Genomic DNA, 18,657 nt, shown 5'->3' with positions numbered 1-18,657 from the left:
GATTTCAAACACGAATCTACGATTCAATGGGAGCATGAAAAACACAGCATCCAGCAAAAACAAGTTTTTGAACCTTGCCCTGGTCGCCACTCTGATAGCGATCGGAGTCCACCTCTATCTGACACTTCACTACTACGGCTTGAAGTACGGCACCGCGGAAGGCGGTTCCATCTGCAACATCAACGAAGTTCTTAACTGCGATGCTGTCACGGCCAGCAAATACTCAGCTCTTTTCGGCGTTCCTGTCGCGCTTTGGGGAGTGGTCACCAACATCGTCCTTCTTTACTTCTTAGCTGTAACCCGCCTTAATATGGTTCAGGATCGCGCAAAAACATCGCGTTATGCGTTCCTTTTCTCGGGACTTACCATCCTGGGTACTATCGCAATGGCCCTGATTTCCCTTTCCTTCATGAGCAATCTCTGCATTTTCTGCATGGCCGCCTATGTTCTTTCCATCATCGGTTTTATTGGCGCTTGGTTGGGGGCTGAAGATCTTTCCGTGAACCAACTTATCGAGGACACCAAGGATATTTTCACCGCTGAAAAATGGGTTGGCGGATTTGTTTTGGCCATCCCCGCTTTCGCTTTTCTGGGAAACATTATGTATCTCGAAAGCCACGGTCTTTCAGACATCGAAAAGTTAGCCAAAGAAAAAGTGGCTTATTGGCTGGCAGCTCCGCAACAAAGCTTCGACCTGACCGCAGGATTGTCGATGCAAAAAGGCTCCTCAGATCCCGTCATGACCATTGTTGAATTTGCGGATTTCCGCTGTCCTCACTGTAAACATGCAGCTCCAACACTTCATGCTTTTGCCAATAGTCATCCCGACGTCAAACTGATCTTCAAGCCTTTCCCGCTTGATGGCACTTGCAACGAAGCCATTCGCGGCGGCGGCGACGGGATTTCCTGCGGCCTTGCCTCGGCAGTCATGTGCGCGGAAAAAATGGGGCAAAAAGGTTGGGCGGCCCACGACTATTTTTTTGAAAATCAGGAAGAAATCATCCGCGCTGGCAACTTAGATAAAAACCTTGAAGATGTTTCTAAGTCTACGGGATTAGCTCTTGAAGAGTTGAAAGCTTGTGTTAAAGACCCTACGACTGCCGAACTGATTCGCAAGATGGCCAAAGAGGGTGAAACAGCCCAAATTCAGGGAACTCCGACTGTTTTCGCTAATGGTAAACTTTTGAGTGGCGGACAATTGATTCCTATCTTGGAAGCCGCTTATAGAAGTTTAAAATAGTCCTTAGAAACCGATGGCTTCAGCGAGCCAATTTGCCATCTTGCTGAATCCGTCATCAAAGACCAAGAAGCTTGTCTTTGCCAGACCGTGGACGATATCCAACCAGAAGGCCAAAATAATCACGGCCAAAACAGCAAACCACATTGCCTTCACCACATAGATGGTCGAACGCACGTCTTGAACACGCAAATCACCCTGAATTTTTTCAACGATTTTAAGCACATACTGCAGCTCTCTAAAGTGTTCTTTGAATTTTTCGCGCAACTCTTGCTGCTTAGCGCGCGTCAAAGAATTAATCCCAGGAAAACTTCGCTTCGCTTTGATCGCATAGATCAAATCCACGGAGTGATGAATGTAACGTGTGATTTTTGATTTAAAATTGGGATATTCGGACGGCTTTTCAAGAAAGTCTTTAAGTTCTTCAATAGCTCGGTCATAGCGTTCGTCAAGGACCCACGTAAGAATATTGTAGCGCAAAGAATCGGGACGCCCGAATTCAGCTTTATCCACACCGACATCAAAGAATGCGGTCTCTTCCTGCTTGCGAATTTCGGCAACGACAACGTTGCCATCTTTGGGTACGGGTAATGCCATACTGTCCTTTTCGGAAAAAACGCCAAATCATTGAAGGATTCCTTATCTTACCAAGGTCTAGTCTTATCGACCTAAGTTTGACGAGTCCTGTTTCATCTTGAGAATATAAAGGAAAGGCTACCTAGACTTCATGGAGGAGGGCTATGGAAACCGAATTTCAGACAGCTGTTTTAGGACATTTAGACTTTGAAACCCCTCAGAAGACTGTGGGTCAAATCCCGTTGCCCGACGAGCTTCCCAAGCGCAACGATTACAGTCATCTTCCCAAAGAGATTCTTAAATCATCCACTGTGGAAAACCTCATTTCACAGAACGAAGACCTCATGGCCCGACTTAAAGTGGCCCTACGCCGTCTGTCTTTATTGGAAACCGAAAATCAGCGCCTGACCGAAGAAACCGGCAAGGCCCGCTTAGCTCAATCATCGATCACTGATCAAATTCTCGTCTGGAAAGAAAAAGACAATCTGTGGAGACAGAAGATCGATCAGCTTGAAAGAGAAAAAGAAATTCACACGGAAAAAATGCGCGCCCTTCAAGAGAAACTGCAAAACATGGGGGCCGAACTGGCTCGTCATGTGAAGTACCATGACCGCATTAAAAACCAGGTGAAGCCTTACATTTCACAGCTTAAAGAATATTCCCGCACTCAGGATCTTAAGCTTGCGGAAACAGAAAGCTCTTTGGCGCAAAAAGAAGCGCAACTTCGCGATCTACGCCATCAGATCATCGAAGTAACAAAAAATTCCCGCTATCAAGTGGAAGCCTCAGAGAAAAAAGCGCAAGAGATGGTGCAATTTTATGAATCCCAAATTCAGGGCCTGAACCGTGAAGTTCAACAGCTTCATCAAATTCAAGAAGAACTTGAAGTGAAGACCCTTAAATTGCACACAGCTTTAGAACGCCAGGACCTTCTGGAAAACGAAGTCGTGACACTTCGCCGCACTAAAGAAGATATCAAAGAACGCCTGGAATCAGAGATTGAACGTCAGCAGGAGCGCATCAGCGAACTGGCGAAGCAAAATCAAAAGCTGGGTGTTGAACATGCGGATCTGCAAATCCGTGTTGTCGAAGACCAAGAACGCATTCAGAAGCTGGAAAAAGACAACTTCCAGTATATGGAGCAATTGGAAAGCCTTCGCTACATGTGGAATGCCAAGAATGAAGAAGCAGAAAAACTCAAGGCTGCGACCGCGGCTTTAGAGCGGATCAACCTTGAGCTGAGTCAGAAGCTCAACGAGCTGCGTAAACAGGATGGGCTCTAGAAGCTTTGCAGAGCCCCTTCGATACTTTCATGAACCTCAAGACTCGAACACTCTGAAAAACTGAATAAACGCTGAAAATCCGGGTTCAAACCCGCGATTTTCGCATTCAGTTTTCTGTTGGAGTTCAAATCATTCAACACATTGAATAAGTTCTGAATGCCCGAAGAACCTACGAAACTCAGGTTTTTCATGCAGAACACCACTTTTTTATCCGAAAAATTTTGTAAACACGCTTTTTTGAAGGACAGCGTTTTCTCAATCTCCACACGACCACTTAAAGACACGACGGCAATATCCCCGTCGAGCACGAGTTTTACTTGCATGAAAAACCTCTCATCAAATCTAGGTTTCAACTTGTCGGCGATACTTTGTGACATTTTGAGTCCAAAAAGAGGCCGGAAAACAGGATTTTCTAACTCGACAAACGCCTAACTGGTCCCTACACTACTTTGGTGCTTCAGAGCTGGATCTCCTTGTTTTTATTCTTATTTGTCGCCGTTTTTACGGCTTCACCTCTATGGGCTGCCGAACCCACGGCGAAGATCCATGGCATCTTAATCAATGCCGATAGCATGTTTCGCGATACCGAAAAAGAAACTGCCGAACTTGAAGGCAACGTCCAAATCGTCTACCAAGGTCAGCACATCCGATCCGACAAGGCTCGCGTCTTGCTGCGCTCTCGACAAGTCGAACTTTTCGGCAATGTTGAAATCATGGACGCCAAAAACACGATCGTCGGCGATCAAGTTTATCTGGATTATGAAAACAACACCGGTGTTATTTATAATGGTTATGTGCAATCTGGATCTATCACTTTTTCCGGAACAGTTTTGCAAAAAACGGGAGACGCTGAATATGTGGTCTCTTCCGCTGACTACACCGCTTGTACAAATTGCCCTTCGACCTGGAGCTTTTCGGGCACCACAGTCCGCGCTGAACTGGGCGGCTACGCCTACATAAAAAATGCGATTCTGCGATTTGGCCCCGTCCCTGTTTTTTGGTTTCCTTATCTTGTCGTTCCACTAAAAAGCGATCGTCAGTCCGGCCTGTTAACGCCGACATTTGAAGCCTCCGACACCGGTGGTTTTGCCATGTCTCTTCCTTATTTTTGGGCTATTTCCCGCAGCAGCGACGCCACCATTGAACTGAAAGATTACGCGAATCGAGGTCTGAAAGGTCTTTTAGAATATCGCTATATGCTGAATGAAAATTCCGAAGGCTCGTTAAACTTCGGAAGTCTTTTCGACAAGGCCTTTGCTGACGATGAACGGCTCAATCTTTATCGCCCGGTGACAGAAAAAAATGATCCGATTGAACGCTACTTCGTTCGCTATGGCCACTATCTGGAAATGCCCGATGGCGGCGTTCACCGAGCACAAATTAATTTCGCCAGCGACCTGCAATACCCCAAGGACTTTCCGACTGAAACTTTAAATCACGGCGACTCGGCGATGGAAAATCGTGTGTCCTACACAAAGAACACGGAAGATCAGCACATGAGCGTAGACAGCTCTTATTACGTCAATATGCTGCACGGAGATCCTTTAGCCGGGAACAATGATGCCGTTCATCGTATTCCAGAGCTGCGTTGGTCCCACTCGCAACAGAACATCGGCGAAAGTAACTTTATCTATGCTTTCGATTTAGACGTTGTGAACTTCACTCGTGGAGGCAACGCCTACGATGACATGACCACTCAAACCAGCGGAGACACCACTGTTCGCTTTCCAAAGAACAGTTGCAATGATCCTAAATGGGAAGATAACCCTCTGTGTAAACGCGTGTACGATGGCTCCTTCGATCCCAGCGTGGATCTAATTCGCACCGGGCAAAGAATCGATTTTGAACCCTCGGTTTATTATCCAATCAAATTGGCAGACGGCTTAGATCTGGTGCCGGCCATGAGCTATCGTGAAACTCACTATAACTTCAATATCGAAGACAATTCTCACGTCGTGCGCCGCTACCTTCGTGCCGAAATGGGCGCGCGTTTAAGCTTAAGTCGTGTTTATGGCGATACCGTCAGTTCGAAAGCCACTCGCTACAAGCACGAAATTATTCCGGAAGTCACCTACAGCAATCTTCCATGGTTCACTCAAGACGACAGTCCTTTCTTTGGACAGGGCTCTGTTACCGATGCTCCCTATTCGGCGCGTGACAGTATCACGGACTTGGATATCGCCAGTGATTACAGCGTGCAATTTGACTATAACGACCGCGTGTACGACCGCAATCTCGTCACCATGGCACTCACGAACAAAGTGACTGAAAAACGCTGGGTGAGTGACCGCCCCGAATACAGACAGATTGGCTATTTAAAACTCGCGCAGTCCTATGATGCCTCTCAACAGAATCGCGGAGGCAGTATTTATGAACCGTGGTCCGACTTAACGGCAACCTTGGATGTGCGCCTAGATCGCTTTCAAACTTATTCTATCTTCAACTATTTCCCCTATCAGAACGTGACGAACGCTTCCTCACGTGTGCGCTTAATGAACGACGTAGGGCAGTTCTTTCAAGTTCAATTGACCCGACAGTATAAAATCACCCCTGGCCAAGCTGTCGACACCAGCGCCCGCCAAGAGGACTACACCTTTTCCACAGGTTTTGTGTCTAAATATTTAAATCTGATGGGTAAATTTGTGTACGACGCCAACTGGGCTGATCGCAGTTCCGGAGATCAAATCAAGTCTTGGGCTTACATCGCTCAGTTTAAACCTACCGGAGACTGCCTGTTTATCACTTTTATCCATGACCAAGTAACAGGCGGAGACACCAACTTTAAGTTGAACTTCGCCTTTACGTTCGACGGCGTTCCGAAAGCACCACTCCCACCTGAAACACTGGACAGCTACGGTTTCTAATCCACGCGAACGGACTTAATAATTTTTCTTAAACTAAAAATCGAGAATGGTTTTTGTGATTTTGATGCCTTCGATCTTACCTTCTTCAAAATGAGGTATAATGGCAAAGTCCGGCGCCTGTTGCATCTTGGGCTCTTGATTCATCTTCACAAGACCATACGCGACACCTGCATACAAGCCTAAGGAGGCTCCCTTAGCAACGTTGTTCCAGCTTTCGCTAGGTTTGTCCTCCATAGCCAGACTGACAACTCCTGCGGCGGCACCACCTAAGGTCCCCCACGCACAGCTTTTTAAAAAATCACGAAGACCCTCGGCATGAACTGACTGGAACTGGCAAACAATGGCGAAGATGATAAAAATTTTGCGCATACTTCATTGTCGCTTCGACACAGGGGTTTGAGTCAACCACTGACGTCTTCAATCACTGTGACTTTTCCTTCTTTCGTGACAAAGGCCCAGTGAACCTCAACAAGAGCGTCCATTTTGGCAGTAAGAAACTGCAGGGCTCGCGCCAAGCGCGCCTTTTGCTTCCACGAAATTCGGTGCGGCTGAAAATCAGCAATATTGGAAGTCTTCACTTCCACCATAAGGACATGACCTTCGGGAGCTTGAAAAAGCAAATCCACTTCTGCAAAGGGTGTAAGAACCCGTTGCGCCAGAAAGCTATAACCTTTTTCCTGATAGAATTTTTGAACTTGTTTTTCGGAATCCAGACCCCGTTGATGAGCCCAGTAAAGCGACTCACTCTTCGTCGACGATGAGGTCCGCAAGGTGTTCTTTGACCCCCGCGAACGACTTTCTGTGCACACGACAGGGGCCGTGCGCGACGATACTGTCTTTGTGGACCGGCGTTGAATAGCCTTTGTGAACTTCGAATCCATACAGAGGATATTTCTCTCCCAATTGTTTCATCAGACGATCTCTTGTTACTTTCGCAACAATCGACGCCGCTGAAATCGGAGCCACACGCAAATCCCCTTTAACCATCGTCGTTTGCTCAAAGCCTTCAAGACCAGGGATCTTCATGTTGCCATCTATAAGCACATGACCACCCTTCACACCCAAAGCTTCAACCGCACGTTTCATCGCCAGTAAAGAAGCGCGCAAGATATTCATCTCGTCGATTTCTTCCACTGTCGCAAAACCAATTCCGACATGATGTTCATTGTGAATCAACGTCGCCAACTCTTCACGACGTTCTTCGGATAACAATTTAGAGTCAGTGACATCTTCCGCAAGCGCATCTGATTTAAAAATCACCGCCGCCGCATAGACAGGCCCCGCAAGACATCCGCGTCCCACTTCATCAACACCAATCACAGGTTCAGGAAAAAACTCGCGCCAATTCACCTTAGGATATTCTTCCTTTTTGAAAGTTTTCTTAGGCTTCGCTTTTTTAAGTGTGATTTTCTTAGCTGCCGTTTTTTTCGATACTACCATGTCTCAGCGCCATCCCCACAAGTCCAGCGCATATTAGACATACAGCCAGTCGCAGTCAAAAGGTGCCAGGGGACTTTTTCTAACCACAATGCGTTTAATGCGGGTCAGTTGGAAAAAGTCCCCTGGCACCTTTTAAAAAAGAAAAGACCTAGAACTTGAGTCCTAGGTCTTTTTTGAATTTATATAGAATTGTTCTGTTGAGAGGAACTAAGCTTCTGCTTTTGCAGTTACTAGCTCAGATTCGATCTTCGCAGCTTTACCTTCTAGAGAGCGTAGGTAGTAAAGTTTAGAACGACGAACTTTACCGATGTTTACTAGCTCAACTTTATCAAGTGCAGGGCTTGCAAATGGGAAAGTTCTTTCAACGCCAACACCTGCAGAGATTTTGCGAACTGTGAAAGTTTTCGCAGCGCCAGATCCTTGAATCTTAGTTACGATACCTTTGTAAAGCTGAACACGTTCTTTCTCACCCTCTTTTACTTTAACGAATACGTTAACAGTATCACCAGAGCTGAATGCTTGAATATTTTTGTTAGCAGCTTTTACACTTACGCGACGAACGAGGTTTGTTTCTTTAGCCATTGCTTAATCCTTGTAGCAGTCAATTTTCACAAAAAGTAAAACAAGGGTCTACCATGGACCCATTACGCGGTCAAGACAGATACTTACTGCCGATCTTACGGAAAGATGGCGGTAGTCCTTGGGAGGAGCCCCTCGGATGCTTTCCAAGACTCCTGAGCAAGACCCAATCAGTTGCTCTGTCATACCAAAACCAGTACCAAATAACATAAATACGGGCTTCTTTTCCACATGCATTTCATGTCGCAACTCAGCAAATGAGTACTTTCTTTTCGCCCACTCCACACGGGCCGTGGTTGCAATCGTCAAGCAGTCGGGAACATTCCAGTCAGCCAGGGCTGCTTCTACGCTCACCGCCGTTTTAACGGGGTTTAAAGCGGTTTTTCTCATGGGGTTGAACTTTGAGCCTTGCCCTACTCTCCAGTGATCCAAAACACGCTCTACGAACATGAGTTGCTCTTGCATAGGGTGGATAATGTAATATTTTTCCACCCCGAAGACCGTGGCTGCACGGGCGATATCATGGATATCGAAGTTAGTAATATTGGTCGAGACCGTTTTCTGCAAACGATCACGAACGGGATAATGAACCAGACCTATTGCGAGTCTTGGAACGTAGGGAACTTCTGAAGCTTCAGACATTGAAATCTTCCTCGCGCAGATCTGCCAAAGCCAAAGCCTTCACGTCCTTCTCTGAAAGAGATTTATAAAACTCTAAGAGTTCTTTTAAAGGAGGAGCTGTCTTTTTTTTCTTCTGCGCCTGATATTTTTCGTTTTCAATTTTAAGAAATTCTTTAAATAAATCGGGACGTTTTTTCAGCGTCACCAACGCCGATACTTTCTTTTTCCACTCTTCAATCAGCTTGTGATTGCCACTTAACAAAACTTCTGGAACATCTTGCTCTAAATAAGTGCGAGGCCTGGTGAAATTGGGATGCTCTAACAACCCCTCTGAGAAACTGTCTTTATCAGCCGAATCATCGTGTCCCAGAACACCGGGAATGAAGCGCGCTAATGCATCAATCACAACCAGCGCCCCTAACTCTCCACCCGACAATACGTAGTCTCCGATCGAGACTTCCTGATCGACATAGGAGTTAATAATACGCTGATCAATTCCGCCGTAGCGACCACAGATAAAAACCAGATGTTCTTCTTGGGAAAATGACCGGGCCATTTCATCAGTCAGAGTCTTTCCTTGCGGGGAAAGATAGATCACTTTGGAAGTCTTATGTTGCACTTTCTGAAGTGTTTTTTCGAGTGTTTCTGGCAGCATGATCATGCCATCCCCGCCCCCGAAAGGGCGGTCATCCACGGTGCGATGACGATCCTGAGCAAATTCGCGCGGAGTGTGAGCCTTCACGGAAAGCAAATCACTCTTTAACGCCTGACCTAAAACACCATGCGAAACCGCGGCGTCAATCATCTCAGGAAAAAGAGTGATCACGTCAATCGTTAACATCTAAGCGTTCTCGATATCAAAAAGCCCTTCAGGCAAATCCATTACGACCGTCTGATGTTTGAAATCGATTTTTTTGATGAACGCGTCTACGAATGGCACTTCGACTTTTCTACCCGCAGCCTCGACCACCAATAAATCCTGAATTCCGTTAGAAGAAAAATCCACGATTTCACCGAGAAGCTTTTGCTCAGGATCCTTCAATTTGAAATTTTTAATTTCTGAAAGGAAGATGGTTTCGCCTGGCTTAGAGACAAACAATTCGTCATCGACAAAGAACTCAAGATGCTCAACACCTTCAGCGGCAGTGCGATCTTTGATTTCAGCCGCTTTAACAATAAGCCCCTTTTTGAAAGGCTTTGTTCTTTCGACGGTGAAAGACTGGATCTCTTCAGAATCTTTCGACTTCAAACCGAAACTCTTCATTCTTTTTGCCCAGGAAATATCACCAGAAAAAATAAGAACATAAAGATCACCTTTAAGTCCATGGGCCTCGCGAACCTTACCTACCAACTTCATTTCGAACCTCAGAAAAAAATGAAGGGGTTGCTTGTGACAACCCCTTCCTTAGAGAATTTTTTTTGTCCCTTCGAAGGACTAGCGGCTTAACTATTCTACGATATCTAAGTGATAACGCTTGTTAAGTTTTGTACCAGCTGCGCGGATGATCGTTCTCATCGCCGCTGCGGTTTTACCTTGCTTACCGATCACCTTGCCAAGGTCTTCTTTATCAACCTTTAACGCAAGAAGAGTCGTTTGCTGACCAGGGATTTCATCAACTTCAACTTTTTCAGGCTTGTCTACTAAAGACTTAGCCATGAACTCCACAAGGTCTTTCAAGCTATCCATATTTACCCCCACACAGATAGTATCTGCCCGATATTTTAACGAAATCGGGTCAAATGCCAACCACTATTTAGCTTGAGCTAATTTAATAACGTGCTTTACGCGATCTGTAGGCTGAGCACCTTTTTTGATCCATTCTTCAACTTTAGCAAGATCAAGCTCAACTTTTTTGTCGTTACCTTTAGGAGTTGGGATGTAAGTTCCAAGAATATCAAGGAATTTACCAGTAACATAGCGACGAGAATCAGCTACAGTGATGCGGTATTTAGGGTCGTGCTTTGCGCCCATACGAGCCAAACGAATTACAACTGCCATTTCTTAAACCTCTTGTTTCAAAAACAGTAAGACCAAGTGTGTACTGTGTTAACGATTAAATATCAAGTGCTAAAATGGGAACTTCATTCCGCCTCGACCCATGCCCATTTTCATCATCCCGCCCATCATCTTTTTAGCGTCCTCAAATTGCTTTACCAGCTTATTGACGTCTTGAACTTGAGTCCCGCTCCCCTTCGCGATTCTTTGACGACGCGAAGCATTCAGAAGCTTGTGGTTGTGTCTTTCTTGATAAGTCATGGAACGAATAATGGCTTCGATCTTTTTCATCTCGGCATCCGGAGGGGTCATATTCTTGAGTTGTTTGCTCAACTCCCCCATACCCGGTAAAAATTTCAAGATACTTTCAAAACCGCCCATTTTTTTGAGCTGTTGGATCTGAGCCAGGAAGTCTTCCAAGGTAAACTCATTCTTCATGATCTTCTTTGCCGACTCACGCGCCGACTTTTCGTCGATCACTTCTTGCGCCTTTTCGACCAAAGAAAGAACATCCCCCATATCCAAAATGCGTCCAGCCAAACGGTCCGGATGGAAGACTTCCAAAGCAGAAACCTTTTCACCCACGCCCAGGAACTTAATTGGAATGCCGGTCACTTCACGAATAGAAAGAGCCGCCCCACCGCGTGCATCCCCATCCACTTTCGTCAGAACAAGTCCGGTCAGACTTAATTTTTTATGGAAACCTTCAGCGACATTCACAGATTGCTGGCCGAGCATGGCATCGGCCACAAGAAGGATTTCTTGCGGCGTCCAGATCTCGCGCAGGCGTCCCAACTCGTTCATCAATTCGTCATCGACTTGCAGGCGTCCTGCTGTATCGACAATCACAACGTCCACCATGTTGTCCTTGGCCCATTGCTTGGATTGCTCCAAGATCTCTTCAGGCTTCATTCCCATTTGAGTTGGAAAAGTCGGAATGTTGTTTTGACGCCCCAAAGTCTGCAATTGATCGATGGCCGCAGGACGATAGATGTCCGCAGGTACCATGCCCGGTTTTTTTCCCAGTTTCTGGCGAATATAAAGAGCCAGTTTTGCCGAGGAAGTGGTTTTACCCGCCCCTTGCAAACCGACCATAAAAATCACACTGGGGTTTTCACGCACATTGATGTCAACGGCTCCGCCGCCAAGGACATTCACAAGCTCATCATGGACGATCTTAACAAACATTTGCCCTGGATTGACGTTTTGCAGAACCTCAGCCCCTAAGGCTTTGGCTTTAACTTTATCAATAAATATCTTAACGACTTTGAAGTTCACGTCCGCTTCTAAAAGACTGAGGCGGATTTCTTTAATGACGTCCTCAATATTGGATTCCGTGATCTTGCTTTGGCCACGGACCTTCTTAAGGCTCGTCATAATCTTGTCAGATAAATTCTCGAACATGTGAAACTCCCGAAAGAAAGAGGTTTAACCTATCAAGGTCGGATTGACAAAGAACCATACGACGCATTGCGCGCACAGACACCTTGTAGAATTGTAAGGCGCATAGCGTTAGATGATTCATTCGGACGGCTTTATGGTTATGAGAGACGCAAAAAGGGGCTCTACAATGAAAAAAATCATTCTTGCATCTTTATTAATCAGCACTGCAACTCATGCCCAACTTGTGACTTCCAATGCGGCAGCACTTGAAGGCCTTAAGGACGCGCGTAAGCAACTTGAAGTTAAGACAGAAAATTCAATTTTAGAAAAACTGGAAGCCGCTCGATTACAAGACGAAAGAAATCGCCGCCAACAATTTGAGTCTTTAAACTTCAGTGTCGTCAATGACGGGGCCTCTTCTTACAATCAAGCTCCTGCCACGACCTCAACTCCGTATCAAGCACCTGCGGAAGTTCAACAGAACAACATGCAGGCCGTCCAAACAGTCAATTACTGATTAACTTTGGGCCTCTTGTTCAGGGAGGCCTACCAGCGCTGGAACGAGCCCTTTTTCATGCTAAAATGGGCACCAAAGTAAAAAAACACAAATCCCAGAATAGACACCCCGGCGGCCGTCCAGACATTCACATCACTGACTCCGAGAATTCCATAGCGCAGGCCATTGATCAGATATAACAACGGATTCGCCTGCGAAACTGTCTGCCAAAATGGGTGCAGATGCTCAATCGATAGGAAAACACCGCCAAGATATGTCAGCGGTAAAAGAATGAACGCAGAAAAGGCCGAAAGCTGATCAAACGTGCGCGCCCAAAAAGCAACACTGATCCCGATCATTCCAAAAATTAGGCCTGCAACGACAATGAAAAACAAAGCGATAAAGGGATGCGCAATAGCGAGCCACTCGCCGCGCTGGTAGTACATAAATGTCGCCCCCACGAGGTACGTGATACAAGCCACAATCGTTCCACGCACCAAAGCGCCTAAGCTCATGGCCCAGATAATTTCCCGATCCGTCACCGGCGCCACTCGTAAGTCTTCAAGATCGCCAGAAAATTTAGAAGAAACAATCGAGGACGACGAGTTTTGAAAAGAGTTGTTTATCAAACCCATCATCATCAATCCGGGAATCAAGAAAGCAATATAGCTGACGCCTTGATGCTCTGCCATTTGCTCGCCCAGGGAAACCCCGAAAATCAGAAGGTACAGGAAAGAGGAAATGAACGGCGTCACCACCGTTTGCACCAGAACTTTCAGGAAACGTGCGATTTCACGCTGGAAGATAGTTAAAAAACCGGTCATGGCAGGGCCTGCATTTCTTTTCTACTGACGAGCTTTAAGAAGGCCTCTTCGAGGTCACCTTCTTCAATTTGAATATCACGGATCAGATTCACGGGAATAGAAACCTCGTTTAAAAAATCTCCCAGAGTTTTATTCTGAGGCACCACGAAAAAGAATTCTTTCCCGACAACTTCCATCAGATATTCCGAACGAACTTCGTGCGACGCCGTCAAACTAAGACGAATTTTTTTATGCGTGTACTGGCGAATCAAATCCTTGGTGTTGCCCAGTTCTACCAGGCTACCTAAGTTAATAATACCGACGCGGTCGCACAGCTCTTCTGCCTCTTCAAGATAGTGAGTCGTTAGCAAAATCGACATACCTTCGTTGCGAAGTTCTTGCACGAACTTCCATAGGTCTTCTCGCAATCGGATATCCACGCCGGCCGTCGGTTCATCCAGCAGCAGTAATTTGGGGTTGTGAACTAACGCCTTGGCTATCATCAGTCGGCGTTTCATTCCGCCGGAAAGCTGCTTCACTTTTTTATGGCGATGCTCATAAAGAGCCAGTTTGCTTAAAACAAAATCAATACGCTCATTATTTTTTCTGAGGCCGTAGTACCCGGAGTGAAACTGTAGAATCTCCTGGACATCAAAGAAACCGGAATTGATCACCTCTTGATGAACAACACCGATTTGTTTCTTTGTGAACATGGGATCTTCAGAGACTTCAATGCCAAAAACTTTGACCGAACCCGAGGAGGGTTTTTCCAACGTCGTGATTGTCGAAATGATCGTGGTTTTCCCTGCACCATTGGGTCCCAATAGACCGAAAATCTCGCCCCCTTCAACTGAGAACGAGACCCCTTTTACGGCTTCCGTTTTTGAACCTTCGTAGTGCTTACGAAGGTTCTGGATTTCTAAAGGAAGAGTCATACGTTAATAACCTAGCGTGCGCGAGTGATGCTTGTGTGAAATTCAACAGTCGGATTTTCACGTTTTAACCAATTCAGATCCCACTCCTGTGCGACAAGAACAACAGGGTTGTCTTGCAGATCACGGAACATGTGGGCTCCCCCTTTTAGCTCAGCAACGGCCTTACCATCCTCTGTTCGAGGCCAGCGAGCCACACCGTAAGGCAGACGATTCAGCTTCACTTCCAAGTTGTATTCGTCTTGCAAGCGACGCAGAAGAACTTCGAATTGAAGTTCCCCGACGGCACCAATGATCGGATCTTGAGGACCAACGATGGGATCAATGAATAACTGAATAGCGCCCTCTTCCGAAAGGTGATTCAAAGCCTCTTGCATCTTCTGGCGCTTCAAGGCATCACGCACGGAAAGGCGGCCAAATAATTCTGGCGCAAATTTTGGAATATCTTCGAAGTGCACTTTCCCTGACGCATAAACACAGTCACCGATTGCAAAGTTGCCCGTATCCCCGACGCCAACGATGTCGCCCGCGTAGGCGTCATCCACAGTTTCCTTATCCGCAGCAATGAATTGACTGGCATAAGAAAGACGCAGTTCTTTGTCGTGGCGAGAGTGTTTCACCTTCATTCCTCGTTCAAATTTACCCGAACAAATGCGAATAAAGGCGATACGATCACGATGACGTTTGTCCATATTCGCCTGGATTTTAAAGACAAACCCCGTGAAGTTCGCATCACAGGGGTCCACTTCCTTGTCGTCTTTGGTATAACGAGGCTGCGGTCCCGGCGCATACTTGGTAAAAAATTGCAGGAAGGTATCCACCCCAAAGTTCTGCTTTGCCGAGCCGAAAGTCACCGGAGAAATCGTTCCATTTAAAAACTCATTCACATCAAAGGGCGGGAGCGCACTTTCGATCAAATCCAATTCATCAATAACTTGATCCGCAGATTCTTTATCAAGATAGTCATAAAGGATTTGATCGTCTTTGCCTTTTTCGAATGGAATGATTTTATAATCTTCCACTTCTTCACGACGTTGATCGTAAATCCAAATTTCTTTGGTCAAACGGTTGTAGATACCGCGAAAGCGCTGACCGATACCCAAAGGCCACGTCACCGGATAGCATTGCATATTCAAAGTCTTCTCAACTTCGTCAATCAAGGTCAGAGGATCTTTACCCTCACGATCAAGTTTATTCACAAAAGTGAAAATAGGAATTTTACGCAGCCGACAGACTTCATAGAGCTTCTTCGTACGCTCTTCGACCCCTTTGGCGACGTCGATCAACATGCAGGCCGAATCCACCGCCATCAAAACGCGGTACGTGTCTTCCGAGAAGTCTTTATGCCCGGGGGTATCGAGAAGATTCACTCGCAAGGAATTATAATCAAAGGTCATCACTGATGAGGTGATAGAGATCCCTTTTTCTCGTTCCATCGCCATCCAATCGGACGTGACGGCCTTGGTTCCCTGCTTTCCTTTGACCTCACCTGTTTCGTGAATCACCCCACCGTGGTAAAGGAGCTTTTCAGTGAGAGTTGTTTTACCAGCATCGGGATGCGAAATGATCGCAAACGTACGGCGGCGCTGAATTTCTTTTTGAACTTGAGGTGTGGCTAACATATTCAGAGATCCTGTCTAAAGACTCATTTTTACGGGGAAAAGCTCGAGGTTACAAGCATTTAGCGCAGCGCCACCATGACCAATTCCGTGGAATTTAACGGGAAAAAAGCAAATAATGGGATTTCATTCAAATCTGGGTGGATTTTGGAGATTTTCCGCCTCCACCCCTTGCGTACGCTGCCCATATTCACTTATAACCTCGGAGAACTACAACTCCGGTGGGTTTGGAGCCTACCAGGACAATTGAGGTGCAAATCTATGAATGCCGTTTCGAAGCATTATGTTACGACTTTTTATAAGTTTCTCAAACTTTCTGACGTTCCCGCTATACAAAAAGACCTGGAAAATAAAGCTGAAGAATTGAATGTAAAGGGCCTGATTATTTTAGGCGCAGAGGGATTCAACTCGACGGTGTCTGCGGACTCGTTGGCATCCTTCGAGGCGTGGAAGCAATTCATTCGCGATTATTTTAATGCGCCTCAACTGTTTTTTAAAGATTCCGAATCACACAAAGCCCCCTTCCGCCGCTTCAAGGTGAAAATCCGCGAAGAGATCGTCACCACTGGTATTCCTGAAATGATGCCTCCCGAAGGCAAAAATCATCACTTGTCGCCGGCAGAGTGGAACAAAGTACTGAAAGAAGAAAAAGATTTTGTGATGATCGACACGCGCAATTGGTATGAATATAAAATCGGTACATTTAAAGGCGCATTAAATCCTGATATTGAAAAATTCACGGATTTTCCTGAATACATTGAGGAACAAGGCATTCCTAAAGACAAAAAAATGCTGATTTTCTGCACTGGCGGAATTCGCTGCGAAAAAGGAATTCTTGAACTGCAAAAGCAAGGCTATGACAACGTTTTCCAATTGGAAGGCGGTATCATCAATTACATGAAGGAATATCCAAACGATCAATTCGAAGGTGAGTGTTTTGTTTTCGACCACCGCGTGGCCCTGGATCAAAATTTACAACCTTCAGAAAAGTACGGATTATGTCCTCACTGTGGGCAGCCTTCCGAAGTCAAAATCGAATGCAAACGCTGTGACTCCGAAGAACTTATTTGCGTGGACTGTGCTGAACTGGAATTCAAAAAAGACACTTGTTCCAAAAACTGCGCCCATCAATACAAACTGCATCCGGGTAAAAAAGGTCCAAAACAAATTGTGCCTTTTGAAATCGAAAAACTGAAAGCTGAAGGCGCCGATGACATTCCTACGATTCGCGTTTCAAAAACAAAATTTGTGACGGTGAACTCGAAGGGTGAATCCGAAACGGTGACATCCAAAAATTAAATGATAAAGGGAGCTTCATGCTCCCTTTTTTTTACTTCCATAGACTTAACTAAAGCACCAACAACCTGTTCGCGCCTCATAGGGCTAAGGTGTGCTATCGGCAGTTTTTTTCCCACTTCATTTCAGTCATCAGGGACAATTCATTGAGTGTGGTTTCAGACACCTCTTGACCTTGAATCGCGGCAGAAAGCAGGTGTTGCCGCAAAACCAAACTGGCGCCGCTTTCGTACCCAGAAGACAGAGCTCCGAAAACAGGGACATGCCCACCTTGGTCGATAGAGATAAGACACGCGAAAGACCGTGTCGCCAGATCATAACTTCGTCGCGCCTGATGCGCCGCTGTCGCTCCATCTAAAGCTCCTTGAAGATAGGTCACGGGCACTGTCAGCGGAAAGTTTTCGCTACGAAAAACCTTAAAATTTTCGCTTTCTTGAAAACCCAGCGGTTGGCAATTTTCTTCACGCAGTTCGTTGCTGGATGCCAATCTCAAGCGGCCATCCTGAAAACGCGCTCGGAAACTCGCCCCAGGCGTATTCATACCCATCTCTTTGCACGCAAGCATATTCATCATAACTTGAGAAAAGCCAAATTCCTCATCTTGATTCTTTCTTGGACCAAACGACGGAATCAAAGCCTCTAAAGCCTCATCGCTGGATAAGACCCCATCCAAAAAATGAGTGAAGGCCTGCCACGGGCGATCCAAGTACATCATCATACGTCCCACGTCGGCAAACCAATACGCATTCTCAGGCTTTTGAGAGATCTGCAAAATGCGTTGCCGCGTTGAGAGAGGCAATGTCTCAAAAAAGTTCTGCAGCGCTGTCAGGCGATGAGGGTTATTAATCAAGGTCTCAGCGTCCGCCTGAGCCACCACACCTTCTAAAACGAGAGCGCGAAGATGTTCTGGGAACAGGAAACCATAGAGATGAGCCGGAACTGTGCCGTAAGAAACTCCGTAGACAGAAATCAGCGATTCGCCCAGAGCCTTGCGGATTTCGTCGATATCGCGAGCGGTGTTTCGCGAGTCATAAAAATCCCGACGCAGATACAATTCCTCTGTCGGTGGTCGGGAACAAGAATTCCCCCGTTGATCAAAGAAGACCACGTTCCAGTCCGGCAGATCTAGCTCGGAAGAATGCGAGGTATTACCGGGCCCCCCATCAACGTAAATTAATACAGGCTTCCCCGGCATCCACGGCTTACGTGTCCAAGTATAGAGTGAAAAAGAGCCCTGGGCCGCGTCCTGGTAACTGACCGGCACTGAAATCCAAACCGCTTGTTCGCGCCCTCGGCGATCATGGTATTTTGCACAGACTTCCTCCCCTGACAGATACGGAGTATCCGGCGCGGTCCAAGGAACCTTGGCTTGCACTTGGAAAGCGATCAGAAAAAGGAGCGCATACAGGGGCCACGTGAGTCTTGTCATAGAGGCCATATAACAAGATCCCGTTAAGAAAGAAATGAGTTGTTCGCCAAGTGCACACTCTTGTGAATTTTACCAAAATCAGAGATCATTGAGAGATGGGGGG

20 protein-coding genes and 1 pseudogene are annotated in these 18,657 nt (G+C 46.2%); 5 read left to right on the top strand and 16 right to left on the bottom strand.

Features of this window, described 5'->3' with window-relative positions; all coding sequences use genetic code 11:
- The first annotated feature begins 34 nt into the window (after positions 1-34).
- Entirely contained in the window at positions 35-1,240 is a 1,206-nt protein-coding gene (locus OM95_RS15010) for a thioredoxin domain-containing protein (protein WP_041875551.1), read from the top strand.
- A gap of 3 nt (positions 1,241-1,243) precedes the next feature.
- On the opposite strand, the gene OM95_RS15005 is transcribed toward OM95_RS15010, so the two are convergent.
- The gene (locus OM95_RS15005) at positions 1,244-1,834 is read right to left on the bottom strand and encodes a hypothetical protein (RefSeq protein ID WP_041875548.1); all 591 of its coding nucleotides are present in this window, start codon (positions 1,832-1,834) and stop codon (positions 1,244-1,246) included.
- A gap of 143 nt (positions 1,835-1,977) precedes the next feature.
- Here OM95_RS15005 and OM95_RS15000 point away from each other — a divergent pair, with 143 nt between their 5' ends.
- Positions 1,978-3,096 (top strand): hypothetical protein, encoded by a 1,119-nt coding sequence (locus OM95_RS15000; protein WP_041875546.1) that lies wholly within the window; start codon positions 1,978-1,980, stop codon positions 3,094-3,096.
- Here the strand turns inward: OM95_RS15000 and OM95_RS14995 are convergent.
- Positions 3,093-3,419 (bottom strand): STAS domain-containing protein, encoded by a 327-nt coding sequence (locus tag OM95_RS14995; protein ID WP_041875543.1) that lies wholly within the window; start codon positions 3,417-3,419, stop codon positions 3,093-3,095. The two genes, OM95_RS15000 and OM95_RS14995, sit on opposite strands and share 4 nt — an antisense overlap.
- A 129-nt stretch (positions 3,420-3,548) precedes the next feature.
- Here OM95_RS14995 and OM95_RS14990 point away from each other — a divergent pair, with 129 nt between their 5' ends.
- A complete protein-coding gene (locus OM95_RS14990; RefSeq protein WP_291516572.1) occupies positions 3,549-5,960 on the top strand; it encodes an LPS-assembly protein LptD in 2,412 nt (803 codons plus the stop codon).
- Positions 5,961-5,993: 33 nt separating this feature from the next.
- Here OM95_RS14990 and OM95_RS14985 read toward each other — a convergent pair whose 3' ends face one another.
- The 10 genes and pseudogenes from OM95_RS14985 to ffh form a co-directional block, all read right to left on the bottom strand.
- Positions 5,994-6,329: a hypothetical protein gene (locus tag OM95_RS14985; RefSeq protein WP_041875537.1), complete on the bottom strand. Its 336-nt coding sequence runs from the start codon at positions 6,327-6,329 to the stop codon at positions 5,994-5,996.
- Between the two features lie 32 nt (positions 6,330-6,361).
- Positions 6,362-6,730, bottom strand: coding sequence for a YraN family protein (locus tag OM95_RS14980; RefSeq protein ID WP_291516570.1), 369 nt, complete (start codon positions 6,728-6,730; stop codon positions 6,362-6,364).
- Positions 6,702-7,400: a ribonuclease HII gene (locus OM95_RS14975; RefSeq protein ID WP_291516568.1), complete on the bottom strand. Its 699-nt coding sequence runs from the start codon at positions 7,398-7,400 to the stop codon at positions 6,702-6,704. Before OM95_RS14975 ends, OM95_RS14980 begins: the two co-directional genes overlap by 29 nt.
- A gap of 179 nt (positions 7,401-7,579) precedes the next feature.
- Positions 7,580-7,982: pseudogene (gene rplS, locus OM95_RS14970) on the bottom strand (50S ribosomal protein L19).
- A 48-nt stretch (positions 7,983-8,030) separates the two neighbouring features.
- Positions 8,031-8,621: an RNA methyltransferase gene (locus OM95_RS14965; RefSeq protein ID WP_291516566.1), complete on the bottom strand. Its 591-nt coding sequence runs from the start codon at positions 8,619-8,621 to the stop codon at positions 8,031-8,033.
- A complete protein-coding gene (trmD, locus tag OM95_RS14960; RefSeq protein ID WP_041875532.1) occupies positions 8,614-9,441 on the bottom strand; it encodes a tRNA (guanosine(37)-N1)-methyltransferase TrmD in 828 nt (275 codons plus the stop codon). The genes OM95_RS14965 and trmD overlap by 8 nt, the downstream gene beginning before the upstream one ends.
- Positions 9,442-9,957 carry a ribosome maturation factor RimM gene (gene rimM / locus OM95_RS14955; RefSeq protein ID WP_041875529.1) on the bottom strand — a complete coding sequence of 172 codons (516 nt, stop codon included), beginning with the start codon at positions 9,955-9,957 and terminating at the stop codon, positions 9,442-9,444.
- Positions 9,958-10,047: 90 nt separating this feature from the next.
- The gene (locus OM95_RS14950; protein ID WP_041875527.1) at positions 10,048-10,287 is read right to left on the bottom strand and encodes a KH domain-containing protein; all 240 of its coding nucleotides are present in this window, start codon (positions 10,285-10,287) and stop codon (positions 10,048-10,050) included.
- 63 nt (positions 10,288-10,350) lie between these two features.
- Positions 10,351-10,599, bottom strand: a complete 249-nt coding sequence (gene rpsP / locus OM95_RS14945; protein ID WP_041875524.1) for a 30S ribosomal protein S16 — start codon at positions 10,597-10,599, stop codon at positions 10,351-10,353.
- A 69-nt stretch (positions 10,600-10,668) separates the two neighbouring features.
- Positions 10,669-12,000, bottom strand: coding sequence for a signal recognition particle protein (ffh, locus tag OM95_RS14940; RefSeq protein ID WP_041875521.1), 1,332 nt, complete (start codon positions 11,998-12,000; stop codon positions 10,669-10,671).
- Between the two features lie 166 nt (positions 12,001-12,166).
- Between ffh and OM95_RS14935 the strand changes: the two genes are divergently transcribed.
- The gene (locus tag OM95_RS14935; protein WP_041875520.1) at positions 12,167-12,496 is read left to right on the top strand and encodes a hypothetical protein; all 330 of its coding nucleotides are present in this window, start codon (positions 12,167-12,169) and stop codon (positions 12,494-12,496) included.
- Positions 12,497-12,525: 29 nt separating this feature from the next.
- On the opposite strand, the gene OM95_RS14930 is transcribed toward OM95_RS14935, so the two are convergent.
- Genes OM95_RS14930 through OM95_RS14920 form a run of 3 tightly spaced genes read right to left on the bottom strand, consistent with a single transcriptional unit; the run spans position 12,526 to position 15,832 of the window.
- The gene (locus OM95_RS14930; protein ID WP_041875519.1) at positions 12,526-13,299 is read right to left on the bottom strand and encodes an ABC transporter permease; all 774 of its coding nucleotides are present in this window, start codon (positions 13,297-13,299) and stop codon (positions 12,526-12,528) included.
- Positions 13,296-14,213, bottom strand: a complete 918-nt coding sequence (locus OM95_RS14925) for an ABC transporter ATP-binding protein (protein WP_041875517.1) — start codon at positions 14,211-14,213, stop codon at positions 13,296-13,298. The genes OM95_RS14930 and OM95_RS14925 overlap by 4 nt, the downstream gene beginning before the upstream one ends.
- An 11-nt stretch (positions 14,214-14,224) precedes the next feature.
- Positions 14,225-15,832, bottom strand: a complete 1,608-nt coding sequence (locus OM95_RS14920; protein ID WP_041875514.1) for a peptide chain release factor 3 — start codon at positions 15,830-15,832, stop codon at positions 14,225-14,227.
- 258 nt (positions 15,833-16,090) lie between these two features.
- Between OM95_RS14920 and OM95_RS14915 the strand changes: the two genes are divergently transcribed.
- Positions 16,091-17,128, top strand: a complete 1,038-nt coding sequence (locus tag OM95_RS14915) for a rhodanese-like domain-containing protein (protein ID WP_041875512.1) — start codon at positions 16,091-16,093, stop codon at positions 17,126-17,128.
- 94 nt (positions 17,129-17,222) lie between these two features.
- Here the strand turns inward: OM95_RS14915 and OM95_RS14910 are convergent, their stop codons facing one another.
- Positions 17,223-18,554, bottom strand: coding sequence for an alpha/beta fold hydrolase (locus OM95_RS14910; protein ID WP_291516564.1), 1,332 nt, complete (start codon positions 18,552-18,554; stop codon positions 17,223-17,225).
- Positions 18,555-18,657 lie beyond the last annotated feature (103 nt).

The organism is Bdellovibrio sp. ArHS, assembly GCF_000786105.1.
In the GTDB taxonomy this organism is placed as follows: Bacteria; Bdellovibrionota; Bdellovibrionia; order Bdellovibrionales; family Bdellovibrionaceae; genus Bdellovibrio.
This window is presented reverse-complemented; position numbering and strand designations above follow the sequence as displayed.